General features: G+C 60.3%; 13 protein-coding genes and 1 tRNA gene. 8 read left to right on the forward strand and 6 right to left on the reverse strand.

Annotation, left to right across the window (positions count from 1 at the left end):
• Window positions 1-108: 108 nt before the first annotated feature.
• On the forward strand, window positions 109-414 hold the full coding sequence (locus KVG91_RS01760; protein WP_076951068.1) for a YkgJ family cysteine cluster protein: 306 nt from the start codon (window positions 109-111) through the stop codon (window positions 412-414).
• Between the two features lie 136 nt (window positions 415-550).
• Here KVG91_RS01760 and KVG91_RS01765 read toward each other — a convergent pair whose 3' ends face one another.
• The 6 genes from KVG91_RS01765 to hemA all read right to left on the reverse strand — a co-directional run bounded on the left by KVG91_RS01765 (window position 551) and on the right by hemA (window position 5,929).
• Window positions 551-1,069 (reverse strand): acyloxyacyl hydrolase, encoded by a 519-nt coding sequence (locus tag KVG91_RS01765; RefSeq protein WP_065875195.1) that lies wholly within the window; start codon window positions 1,067-1,069, stop codon window positions 551-553.
• Window positions 1,070-1,182: 113 nt separating this feature from the next.
• Window positions 1,183-1,977 carry a glutamate racemase gene (gene murI, locus KVG91_RS01770; RefSeq protein WP_169377687.1) on the reverse strand — a complete coding sequence of 265 codons (795 nt, stop codon included), beginning with the start codon at window positions 1,975-1,977 and terminating at the stop codon, window positions 1,183-1,185.
• A complete protein-coding gene (locus KVG91_RS01775; RefSeq protein WP_169377686.1) occupies window positions 1,970-2,725 on the reverse strand; it encodes a molybdopterin-synthase adenylyltransferase MoeB in 756 nt (251 codons plus the stop codon). The genes murI and KVG91_RS01775 overlap by 8 nt, the downstream gene beginning before the upstream one ends.
• Window positions 2,719-3,549: a peptide chain release factor N(5)-glutamine methyltransferase gene (gene prmC / locus KVG91_RS01780; RefSeq protein WP_169377685.1), complete on the reverse strand. Its 831-nt coding sequence runs from the start codon at window positions 3,547-3,549 to the stop codon at window positions 2,719-2,721. Before prmC ends, KVG91_RS01775 begins: the two co-directional genes overlap by 7 nt.
• Window positions 3,550-3,560: 11 nt before the next feature.
• Window positions 3,561-4,643, reverse strand: a complete 1,083-nt coding sequence (gene prfA / locus KVG91_RS01785; RefSeq protein WP_169377684.1) for a peptide chain release factor 1 — start codon at window positions 4,641-4,643, stop codon at window positions 3,561-3,563.
• Window positions 4,640-5,929, reverse strand: coding sequence for a glutamyl-tRNA reductase (hemA, locus tag KVG91_RS01790; RefSeq protein ID WP_169377683.1), 1,290 nt, complete (start codon window positions 5,927-5,929; stop codon window positions 4,640-4,642). The genes prfA and hemA overlap by 4 nt, the downstream gene beginning before the upstream one ends.
• A gap of 182 nt (window positions 5,930-6,111) precedes the next feature.
• On the opposite strand from hemA, the gene KVG91_RS01795 reads away from it, so the two are divergent.
• The 7 genes from KVG91_RS01795 to pth all read left to right on the forward strand — a co-directional run bounded on the left by KVG91_RS01795 (window position 6,112) and on the right by pth (window position 11,900).
• A complete protein-coding gene (locus tag KVG91_RS01795; RefSeq protein WP_169377682.1) occupies window positions 6,112-7,836 on the forward strand; it encodes a tetratricopeptide repeat protein in 1,725 nt (574 codons plus the stop codon).
• A gap of 4 nt (window positions 7,837-7,840) precedes the next feature.
• Window positions 7,841-8,458, forward strand: a complete 618-nt coding sequence (gene lolB, locus KVG91_RS01800; protein ID WP_169377681.1) for a lipoprotein insertase outer membrane protein LolB — start codon at window positions 7,841-7,843, stop codon at window positions 8,456-8,458.
• A gap of 49 nt (window positions 8,459-8,507) precedes the next feature.
• Window positions 8,508-9,311 carry a 4-(cytidine 5'-diphospho)-2-C-methyl-D-erythritol kinase gene (ispE, locus tag KVG91_RS01805; RefSeq protein ID WP_178115218.1) on the forward strand — a complete coding sequence of 268 codons (804 nt, stop codon included), beginning with the start codon at window positions 8,508-8,510 and terminating at the stop codon, window positions 9,309-9,311.
• Window positions 9,312-9,347: 36 nt separating this feature from the next.
• A tRNA-Gln gene (locus KVG91_RS01810) sits at window positions 9,348-9,422 on the forward strand.
• A 45-nt stretch (window positions 9,423-9,467) separates the two neighbouring features.
• Complete coding sequence (locus tag KVG91_RS01815; protein ID WP_003208392.1) at window positions 9,468-10,409, forward strand: ribose-phosphate pyrophosphokinase; 942 nt, start codon at window positions 9,468-9,470, stop codon at window positions 10,407-10,409.
• 136 nt (window positions 10,410-10,545) lie between these two features.
• The gene (locus tag KVG91_RS01820) at window positions 10,546-11,148 is read left to right on the forward strand and encodes a 50S ribosomal protein L25/general stress protein Ctc (protein ID WP_076951058.1); all 603 of its coding nucleotides are present in this window, start codon (window positions 10,546-10,548) and stop codon (window positions 11,146-11,148) included.
• A gap of 167 nt (window positions 11,149-11,315) precedes the next feature.
• Complete coding sequence (pth, locus tag KVG91_RS01825; RefSeq protein WP_003171596.1) at window positions 11,316-11,900, forward strand: aminoacyl-tRNA hydrolase; 585 nt, start codon at window positions 11,316-11,318, stop codon at window positions 11,898-11,900.

An 11,900-nucleotide genomic window follows, 5' to 3' on the forward strand; every position in this document is an offset into this window, starting at 1 on the left:
TGCAACGCGCTGTTCTGCTCTTTATACTGCTGGCTCGCTGCACCACAAAACACTGAAGCCGGTCGGCTTTTACTTGCAGCTTGGCGCTCAAAGCTTGAAGCTGCCGCCATGACCCACATCCCCCACACCCAAATCGCCGAACCCGCCGTCACCTGTTCCACGTGCGCGGCCTGTTGCTGCCAGTTGGAAGTCATGCTGATCACCGACACCGGCGTGCCGGAGCGCTATATCGACACCGACGACTGGGGCGGCGAAGTGATGCTGCGCCTGGACGACGGCTGGTGCGCCGCCCTGGATCGAGACACGATGATGTGTACGATTTACGAGCGACGGCCGCTGATTTGCCGGGAATTCGAGATGGGCGCGCCGGAGTGCCTGGAAGAGCGCAAGGGGATTGCGACGGCGTATCGGTGATCCGGGAATGTGGCGAAAATCAAATGTGGGAGCTGGCTTGCCTGCGATGCGGGCACCTCGGTCTAACTGATGGTCCGAGGCGATTCCATCGCAGGCAAGCCAGCTCCCACAGGGGGATCTTCAATGTGGCGGGGAGTTACAACGGCATGGTGTAGTGCAGCGAGTAGCTCTCTACCCCATCGTTGTTGCTGCTGATGCCGGCATTGGAATAATGCGTGGCACGAATGCCCACTTCGTGCCCGCCGGTAAAGCGCAGGCCGAAACCCAGGCGGTCTTCGAACTGGAAGGCCTGGCCGATGTTGTTGTCTTCCAGTTTGGTCCGGGAGAACACCGCCACGCCGATCCCGGCCTCGATGTAAGGCTTGACCGATTGCCCGGCAAACTCATACACAAATACTGGCGAGAACGACAGGCTGCTCGCGCCCGCACGGTCATCACCTTCCCAATAAGTATAAGCCCCGCTCCAGTAACCGGTCAGGCGACCCGTGTCACTTTGCATCCAGCTTTTGTCCCAATCGGACGTCAACCCCAACCGATAGGTCAGCGTCGAATCACTGGTAGCGCCCAGTCCAAACTCCAACCCGGCCGCTTGCGCCGAAAAAGAGTGTCCCATTACCGCGGCCGCAAGCGCAGCCAAACAGAGAAAACGCTTCATATGAAACATCCCTTCTAACGACGTTGTAAGATTTTATGTACAGGCTGACTTGCTATAGAAGTCGCCGTTAATGCAGAAGTTCAGTGGAAAACCGTGTTTATTTCACGAAATTTTCACGAACTGAAATTACCCACATTTCCGGGATATTTCCATAGTGTAGGTAGGATGTTTCTGAAATGAGGCAAATCCCCGCTGGTCCAGAACCGCGCAGGCGCAGGGTTGCCGACGGCCAGCAGGTCGCGCTCGCCCAGCAAGCGCTTGAGCTGGCGGGCCACGGCGGCACCGGTGTCGATGAGGATGATGCTGGGGGGCAGCATCTGTGCCAGGAGCGGCTTGAGGAAGGGATAATGGGTGCAACCCAGGATGATGGTGTCGCAACCGGCGCTGAGCAGCGGCTCGACGTAGCCCTGCAACATCTGGCGCAGGGCCGGGCTGTTCAGGTCGCCGGTTTCAATCAGTTCCACCAGTCCCGGGCAGGGCTGGGTGATGACCCGCACATCGGTGGCAAAGCGGTCCAGCAGCGCGGCGAACTTGGCGCTCTGCAGGGTGCCGGTGGTGGCAAGCACGCCGACTACGCCGCTGCGGGTCGCGGCGGCCGCAGGTTTGACCGCGGGCTCCATGCCCACCAGCGGCCAATCGGGATAGTCCTGGCGTAGCTCGGCAACCGCCGCGACGGTTGCGGTGTTGCAGGCAATCACAAACGCCTTGGCGCCCTGCTCGCGAAAAAACGCCGCGACCCGCCGCGAACGCTCGCGGATAAAAGCCGGGGTTTTCTCGCCATAGGGGATATGCCCGCAGTCGGCCACGTACAGCAGCGACTCACGGGGCAGTAATTGCTGGATTTCGTCCAATACCGACAAGCCGCCGACACCGGAATCGAACACACCAATGGGCGCGTCCTTAACCATGCTCGGTCCCGCACACGCTGCAACCGGGGTCGCGCTTGACGCGCAATTCGCGAAAACGCGTGGTCAAGGCGTCGATGAGCAACAAGCGGCCGACCAGGGGTTCACCAAAACCAGCGAGCAGTTTCAGGGCTTCCAGGGCTTGCAGGCTACCGACCAGCCCCACCAGCGGGCCGACCACGCCCGCTTCGCTGCAGGTGAGTTCGGTATCGCTGCCGTGCCCGTACAAACAGTGGTAGCACGGGCTTTCGGCGCGACGCGGGTCGAATACCGCCAGTTGGCCTTCAAGGCGAATCGCCGCGCCGCTGATCAAAGGCTTGCCGCCAGCGACGCAAGCCGCGTTGACCGCTTCGCGGGTGGCGAAGTTGTCGCTGCAATCAAGTACCACGTCCACCGCACCTACCGCCGCCGTCAGGGAATCGGCATCAAGCGCGGCGCGGTGGGCGATCAGTGTGATCCCGGGGTTAATGGCGGTCAGGCGGCGCAGGGCCGAATCGACCTTGGTTTGTCCGACGCTGTCGGTGTCGTGGATGATCTGGCGCTGCAGGTTGGTCAGGTCGACGGTGTCGAAGTCCGCCAGATGCAACTCGCCCACACCGGCGGCGGCCAGGTACAGCGCGACCGGTGCGCCCAAGCCACCCAGACCGACAATCAACGCGCGGCTGTTTTTCAGGCGCAATTGGCCGTCGATGTCGACATGCTGCAACAGAATCTGCCGGCTATAGCGCAACAGCTCCTGATCGCTCAGCACGGCCGGCGCCCCAGGCTGATGCGCTCGTGGCCGCCAAGGTCGACGCGGCTGTGTACGTCCTCGAAACCCTCGCTCAACAGCAGGTCGCGCACCGCCGAAGCCTGGTCGTAACCGTGCTCCAGCAACAACCGGCCGCCCGCATTCAGGTGGGCAGGCGCTTGTTTGATGATGTGGCGCAGGTCGTCCAGACCGTCATGACCGGCCACCAGTGCGCTGGCCGGTTCAAAGCGCACATCGCCCGCCGCCAGGTGCGGGTCGTTGTCGGCGATATAGGGCGGGTTGCTGATGATCAGGTCATAGGTATGACCTTGCAGCGCGCTGAACCAATGGCTGTTCAGCACACTGGCGTTATTGAGGTGCAGGCGCTGGCGATTGCGTTCGGCCAGGGCCACGGCTTCCAGCACGCGGTCGACGGCGGTGACCTGCCAGGCCGGCCGCTCACTCGCCAGGGCCAAGGCAATGGCGCCGCTGCCGGTGCCCAGGTCGAGGACCTTGGCGGGCGTGACCGGCAACAATTGCAGGGCGGCTTCCACCAGCAATTCGGTGTCCGGACGCGGGATCAGCGTGTGGGGCGCGACCTCCAGGTCCAACTTCCAGAACCCCTGCTGACCCAGGATATAAGCCACCGGCTCACCGCCACGACGGCGCTGCAGGTAGCCGGCAAAGGTCAGCGCGTCTTCGCTGCTGACGATTTTTTCCGGCCAGGTATGCAGGTAGCTGCGCGATTTGCCCAGGGCAGCGCCCAGCAACAATTCGGCATCCAGGCGCGCGGTAGGCGAATCGGGCAGGTCGGCGGCGCGCAGCAGGCTGGCGATGATGGTCATTTGTTCACCTGTTATTCGCCAATCGCCGCGAGTTGATCGGCCTGGTACTCGGCGAGCAGCGGCTCGATCACCGCATCCACGCCACCGGCGAGGATCTCGTCGAGGGAATAAAGGGTGAGGTTGACCCGGTGGTCGGTCACCCGGCCCTGGGCAAAATTGTAGGTACGGATGCGCTCGGAGCGGTCGCCCGAGCCCACCAGCAGCTTGCGTTCGCTGGCAATCGCATTGGCGGCGGCGCTGGTCTGCTGGTCGTTGAGCTTGGCCGACAGCCAAGACATGGCCCGTGCACGGTTTTTGTGCTGGGAACGTTCTTCCTGGCACTCCACCACGATGCCTGAAGGCAAGTGAGTGATGCGGATCGCCGAATCGGTCTTGTTGACGTGCTGGCCGCCCGCGCCCGACGAGCGGTAGGTGTCGACGCGCAAGTCGGCCGGGTTGATCTCGATGGTTTCCTGTTCGTCCGGCTCGGGCAATACCGCAACGGTGCACGCCGAGGTGTGGATGCGGCCTTGGGATTCGGTCGCGGGCACGCGCTGGACTCGATGCGCGCCGGACTCGAATTTGAGCTTGCCGTAGACGTTATCGCCTTCGACCCGGGCGATGACTTCTTTATAGCCGCCGTGCTCGCCCTCGTTTTCAGACAATATCTCGACCCGCCAGCCGCGACGCTCGGCATAACGCGAATACATGCGGAACAGGTCGCCGGAGAAGATCGCCGCCTCGTCGCCGCCGGTACCGGCACGGATTTCGAGGAACACGTTGCGTCCGTCGTTCGGGTCCTTGGGCAGCAGCATGCGTTGCAGATCGCCTTCCAGCTCGGCCAGCTTTTCCTTGGCTTCACGGACTTCTTCCACGGCCATTTCACGCATGTCCGGGTCGTTGTCCTTGAGCAGCGCCTGGGCGCCTTCAAGGTCGGCCTGCACTTTCAGCAGGTTTTTATAGGTCGTCACCACAGGCTCGACTTCGGCGTATTCCTTGGAATAGGCGCGGAACTTGGCCTGATCGGAAATGACCTCGCCATCGCCGAGCAAGGCGGTCAGTTCTTCGAAACGGTCCTGGAGCACGTCCAGTTTATTGAGCAGTGACGCTTTCATTGCAGTTTTTTATCCGAAGAGCTATCTGGCGCGCCCTCACCGAGGGCAAAGAGTTCCTGAGCCATGGCCAACGCATCGAGGCGGCCTTCGGCGGTCAGCTTTTTTAATTGTACGCTGGGTGCATGGAGCAACTTGTTGGTAAGCCCCCGGGCCAACTGCATCAGCACGTCTTCGGCGCTGCCGCCGTTGGCCAGCAAGCGCTGGGCCTTGACCAGCTCCTCGTCGCGCAGGCGTTCGCCTTGCTGACGATACGCCTTGAGCACGTCCACCGCCGCCAATTCACGCAGGCGCACCATGAAGTCTTCGGCGCCGGTGCTGACCATTTCCTCGGCCGCCTGAGCAGCGCCCTGACGGCTCTTGAGGTTTTCGGCGACCACTTCATGCAGGTCGTCGACGCTATAGAGGTAAACGTCGTCCAACTCGCCGACTTCGGGTTCGATATCCCGGGGAACGGCGATATCCACCATAAAGATAGGTTTGTGCTTGCGCAGCTTCAGCGCGCTCTCAACCGCGCCCTTGCCCAAAATCGGCAACTGGCTGGCCGTGGAGCTGATGACGATGTCGCTGCGCACCAGCTCGGCCGGAATATCCGCCAGCAACACGGCATGCGCGCCGAACTGCTCGGCGAGGATGCTCGCGCGCTCCAGCGTACGGTTAGCAACCACGATGCGCTTCACGCCCAGCTCATGCAGATGGCGGGCGACCAGGGTGATGGTCTCACCGGCGCCGATCAACAGGGCCTGGCTGCGTTGCAAATCGCTGAAAATCTGTTTGGCCAGGCTGACGGCGGCAAAGGCTACGGACACTGGGTTTTCGCCGATGGCGGTGTCGGTGCGCACTTGCTTGGCCGAATTGAACGTGGCCTGGAACAAGCGCCCCAGCAGCGGACCAACGGTGCCGGCCTCACGCGCCACGGCGTAGGCGGATTTCATCTGGCCCAGGATCTGCGGCTCGCCCAACACCAGCGAATCGAGACCGGCGGCCACCCGCATCATGTGACGAACTGCCGCATCCTCTTCGTGCACATAAGCGCTCGCGCGCAGGTCATCGAGGTCCAGATGGTGATAATCGGCCAGCCAGCGCAGCACGACATCCGCCGAGAGATGCTCCTGCTCTATATAAAGCTCGCTGCGATTGCAGGTCGAAAGGATCGCAGCTTCGCGACTGTCGGTGAGCCGGCAGAGCTGCTGCAGGGCCTCAACCAACTGCTCCGGCGTAAACGCCACGCGCTCGCGCACGTCTACGGAGGCAGTCTTGTGGTTAATACCGAGTGCGAGGAAGGCCATTCAATATCGCTGATGATGTCGGGAAGCCGACAATTGTCCTACTTCGAAAGATTCAGAACAACCACCGTCGTCTATTGTCCCTATACGTTGTGCCTATAAAGGCATCCACTGAGACTCGGTTATGTTTGGCCGAAGGCTTGTGTCATGATGATCCGACCGCAGGTTAGTCGTCCTCTTCCTATATGAATAGATCTTCCGCGTTGCTCCTTGCTTTTGTCTTCCTCAGCGGCTGCCAGGCCATGGCACCCGTGTCGCCGGACGGTACGCCACCGGTAGAAGACAGCACCCCCGCCCCTGAAAAGCCCAAGGTTTATTCTTCATTCAGTGAAGAAACGGTGTTCAGCCTGCTGAGCGCGGAGCTGGCCGGCCAGCGCAATCGCTTTGATATTGCGCTGGATAATTATGTGACCCAGGCCATCAATACCCAGGATCCGGGGATTTCCGAGCGCGCGTTTCGCATCGCCGAGTACCTGGGCGCCGACCAGGCTGCGCTGGACACGTCGCTGATCTGGGCAAAAAATGCGCCGGATGATCTGGAAGCACAGCGGGCGGCGGCCATTCAACTGGCGCGCGCCGGGCGCTATGACGACTCCATGGTGTATATGGAGAAAGTCCTGCAGGGCAAGGGCGACACCCATTTCGATTTCCTCGCGCTGTCGGCGGCCGACACCGACCAGGACACGCGCAACGGCCTGATGAAGGGTTTCGACCGCCTGCTGCAAAAACACCCGAAAAACAGCCAGCTGATTTTCGGCAAGGCCTTGCTGCTGCAACAGGACGACGAAGCCGACGCGGCGCTCAAGCTGCTGGAACAGAACCCGCCGGAAGAAGGCGAAATCGCCCCGATCCTGCTGCGCGCGCGCCTGTTGCAGAACCTCAATCGCGGCAAGGAAGCCATTCCGCTGCTGGAAAAAAGCATCAAGAAATACCCGGATGACAAACGCCTGCGCCTGACCTATGCGCGCATGCTGGTGGAGCAGGACCGCATGGAGGACGCCAAGGTGCAGTTCGCCAACCTGGTCCAGCAATACCCGGACGACGACGAACTGCGCTATTCCCTGGCACTGGTATGCCTGGAAGCGAAGGCCTGGGATGAGGCCAAGGGCTATCTTGAAGAGTTGATCCAGCGTGAAAGCCATGTGGACTCGGCGCACTTGAACCTTGGCCGTATCGCCGAGGAGCGCAACGACCCGCAGGCCGCCCTGCTTGAGTACGCCCAGGTCGGCCCTGGCAACGATTACCTGCCGGCTCAATTGCGCCAGGCCGATATCCTGATGGGTAACGGGCGCACCGACGAGGCGGAAAAACGTCTGGCCGCGGCGCGGGATGCCGAACCGGACTACGCGATCCAGCTGTACCTGATCCAGGCCGAGACCTTGTCGGCCAACAATCAGGGCGAGCGCGCCTGGAAATTGCTGCACCAGGCCTTGCAGCAATTTCCGGATGACTTGAACCTGCTCTACACCCGCGCCATGCAGGCGGAGAAACGCAACGATCTGGCGCAGATGGAAAAGGACCTGCGCCTGATCATCAAGCGCGATCCGGACAACGCCATGGCCCTCAACGCCTTGGGTTACACCCTGTCCGACCGCACAACGCGTTACGCCGAAGCCAAGGCCCTGATCGAGCAAGCCCACACGCTCAACCCGGAAGACCCCGCCGTGCTCGACAGCCTGGGCTGGGTGAATTACCGACTGGGCAACCTGGATGAAGCCGAACGCTTGCTGCGCCAGGCGCTGGAGCGCTTCCCGGACCACGAAGTCGCCGCTCACCTGGGCGAAGTGCTGTGGGCCAACGGCAAGCAGCGCGAAGCCCGTCAAATCTGGGAAAAATTCCTCAAGCAACAACCCGAAAGCCCCATCCTGCGCGGCACCATCAAGCGCCTGACCGGATCCGAGACCCTTTAAGCTTATGTTCTTGCGCCACATTGTCATGTTCAGCTTCATCGCCCTGCTCGCCGGTTGCGCGGGTTTTGGCGCTCGCGAATCCGTTGAGGGCCAGGGCAACCCGGCGCAATGGAAGCAGCACAAGGACCAGCTCAGCAGCATCGATGGCTGGCAGATCGAAGGCAAAGTAGGGGTTCGCGCACCGAAGGACTCCGGCAGCGGCACCTTGTTCTGGCTGCAGCGCCAGGACTACTACGACATTCGCTTGTCGGGCCCGCTGGGCCGTGGCGCCGCGCGCCTGACCGGCCGCCCGGGGCAAGTCAGCCTCGAGGTGGCCAACCAGGGCCGCTACGAAGCGACCTCGCCCGAGGCGCTGCTGGAAGAACAGATTGGCTGGAAGCTGCCAGTGTCGCATCTGGTCTGGTGGGTACGCGGTCTGCCCGCACCTGACAGCAAGAGCCGCCTGAGCCTCAATGGCGACAGCCGCCTGGCCAGCCTGGAACAGGATGGCTGGCAGGTCGAATACTTGAGCTACGTGGAACAAGGCGGTTACTGGCTGCCCGAGCGCATCAAGCTGCATGGCACCGACCTGGACGTCACGCTGGTGATCAAGGACTGGCAACCGCGCAAGCTGGGGCAATGACGTGTCCGCACAAACACTGACCCTGCCCTCCCCGGCCAAGCTCAATCTGATGCTGCACATTCTCGGTCGCCGTGAAGACGGCTACCACGAGTTGCAGACGCTGTTTCAATTTCTCGATTATGGCGATGAACTGACCTTCGCCGTACGCGACGACGGCGTGATCCGACTGCATACCGAATTTGAAGGCGTCCCTCACGACAGCAACCTGATCGTGAAAGCGGCAAAGAAACTTCAGGAACAATCCGACTGCAACCTCGGCATTGATATCTGGATTGAAAAAATCCTGCCCATGGGCGGCGGCATCGGTGGTGGCAGCTCGAATGCCGCGACCACATTGCTCGGCCTGAACCATTTATGGAAACTGGGCTGGGACCACGATCGCCTTGCCGCACTGGGCCTGACACTGGGCGCCGACGTCCCGGTTTTCGTGCGTGGCCACGCGGCTTTCGCCGAGGGCGTGGGCGAGAAACTGAGCCCGGAATACCCCGAAGAGCTGTGGTATGTCGTGCTTGTTCCGCAAGTATCTGTAAGTACAGCAGAAATTTTTTCAGATCCGCTGTTGACACGTAACACTCCTCCCATTAAAGTGCGCCCCGTTCCCAAGGGAAACAGTCGAAATGACTGCTTACCGGTTGTAGCAAGGCGTTATCCAGAGGTACGTAACGCTTTGAATTTGTTAGGTAAATTTACCGAAGCAAAATTAACCGGAACTGGAAGTTGTGTGTTTGGGGGCTTCCCAAGCAAAGCTGAAGCTGATAAAGTCTCGGCCCTTCTTACAGAGACCCTTACAGGGTTTGTAGCAAAGGGAAGCAACGTTTCGATGTTGCATCGCACGCTGCAAAATCTGCTCTAAAGGAATCGAGTGCCAGGCACTCGTTGCAACAGATACAGGGGCGTCGCCAAGCGGTAAGGCAGCAGGTTTTGATCCTGCCATGCGTTGGTTCGAATCCAGCCGCCCCTGCCATTTTCCATACTCATCCAGGTTACCCTCAGCCTCTAGGTACTGCGCGTGTCCAAGATGATGGTCTTTACGGGGAACGCCAACCCCGATCTGGCTCGACGTGTCGTACGTCAGCTGCATATCCCTCTCGGTGACATCTCTGTCGGTAAGTTCTCCGACGGCGAAATTACCGCCGAGATCAATGAAAACGTTCGCGGTAAAGACGTCTTCATTATTCAGCCGACCTGCGCTCCGACCAACGATAACCTGATGGAACTCGTCGTGATGGCTGATGCCTTCCGCCGCTCCTCAGCGACTCGAATCACAGCTGTAATCCCTTACTTTGGTTACGCCCGTCAGGACCGCCGTCCGCGTTCCGCACGTGTGGCTATCAGCGCGAAAGTCGTGGCTGACATGCTCACCGTGGTAGGCATCGACCGTGTTCTCACGGTTGACCTGCACGCTGACCAAATCCAGGGGTTCTTCGATATCCCAGTAGATAACATCTACGGCTCCCCCGTGCTGGTGGATGACATCGAAGACCAGCGCTTTGAAAACCTGATGATCGTGTCCCCGGACATTGGCGGCGTCGTGCGTGCACGGGCTGTTGCCAAATCCCTGGGCGTGGACCTCGGGATCATCGACAAACGCCGTGAGAAAGCCAATCACTCTGAAGTGATGCACATCATCGGCGATGTCGAAGGGCGTACCTGTATTCTAGTTGATGACATGGTCGACACCGCCGGCACCCTGTGCCACGCGGCCAAAGCCTTGAAAGAGCACGGCGCGGCTAAAGTCTTCGCCTACTGCACGCACCCTGTGCTGTCTGGCCGAGCGATCGAGAACATCGAAAATTCCATGCTGGACGAACTGGTGGTGACCAACACCATCCCGTTGTCCGCTGCTGCTCAAGCCTGTTCGCGTATCCGTCAACTGGATATCGCACCGGTTGTTGCCGAGGCGGTTCGCCGCATCAGCAATGAAGAATCGATCAGCGCGATGTTCCGCTAAGGGTCAAACCTTCGGTACATCCTCTGACGAAAAGCGCCCCGCCCCGACATTCTGTTGGGGCGGGGCTTTTTTGCCCATGTCGAGTCCGGCGCTGGTCGCAAACGCCGCTCGATGATGGCTATTTTGGAGATACAACATGAATGACTTTACTCTGAACGCACAAGCGCGTACTGACTTGGGGAAAGGTGCGAGCCGCCGCCTGCGTCACGCCGCCAACATCCCAGCCGTTGTATACGGTGGTAACAAGCCTGCTGAATCCGTGACCATCCTGTCCAAGGAAATCGCCAAGCTGTTCGAAAACGAAGCTGCCTACAGCCACGTTATCGAGCTGAACGTCGACGGCACCAAGCAGAACGTCATCGTTAAAGCGATGCAGCGTCACCCGTCCAAGCAGTTCATCATGCACGCTGACTTCGTTCGCGTTGTTGCCGGCCAGAAACTGACCGCCATCGTGCCTGTGCACTTTGTGGGCGAAGAAGCTCCGGTCAAGAAAGGTGGCGTTGTTTCCCACACCACCACCGAGCTGGAAGTGACCTGCCTGCCGAAAGACCTGCCTGAGTTCATCGAAGTCGACCTGTCGAACGCTGAAGTCGGCACCATCATTCACCTGTCCGACCTCAAGGCCCCTAAAGGCGTTGAGTTCGTTGCACTGGCTCACAACGATGACAAGGCTGTTGCCAACGTCCACGCGCCACGTGTTGTAGCTGAAGATGAAGCTGGCGAACCCGCTGCAGAGTAATACGCTCTGCAACGAAGGAGCATGAGGAAACATCGCGGACCGAAACGTAGCGAGAAAGCGGGCGACAACGCGGCGTTTACTCTTGAGTAAATGATGTAATGTCGTCCACTTTCGCCGCACCCAGGTCTGGCGATGTTATCCACAACTCCAAAGGAAGGGCCCCTGTCGTGACTGCCATTAAACTGATCGTTGGCCTGGGAAATCCAGGCGCCGAATACGAACAGACCCGGCATAACGCGGGGGCCCTTTTTGTTGAGCGCATCGCCCACGCACAAGGTGTGAACCTTGCGGCCGATCGCAAATATTTTGGCCTGACCGGGCGCTTTTCGCACCAGGGTCAGGATGTTCGTCTGCTGATTCCCACCACCTACATGAACCGCAGCGGCCAGGCGGTTGCGGCGCTTGCGGGGTTCTTCCGGATCAAACCCGAGGAAATCCTGGTGGCCCATGACGAACTGGACCTGCCACCCGGCGTTGCCAAGCTCAAACTGGGCGGCGGGCACGGTGGGCACAACGGCCTGCGCGACATCATCGCGCAGCTGGGTAATCAGAATAATTTCTACCGTCTGCGGCTCGGCATTGGCCACCCAGGCGTTGCCAGTATGGTTTCAAATTTCGTCCTGGGTCGTGCGCCACGCGCCGAACAGGAAAAACTCGATGCCAGCATCGACTTTGCCCTCGGCGTGCTGCCGGATATCTTCGCCGGTGAATGGAACCGCGCGATGAAAAACCTGCACAGCCAGAAGGCCTGA

The sequence above is a fragment of the Pseudomonas azadiae genome (assembly GCF_019145355.1).
GTDB lineage: Bacteria > Pseudomonadota > Gammaproteobacteria > Pseudomonadales > Pseudomonadaceae > Aquipseudomonas > Aquipseudomonas azadiae.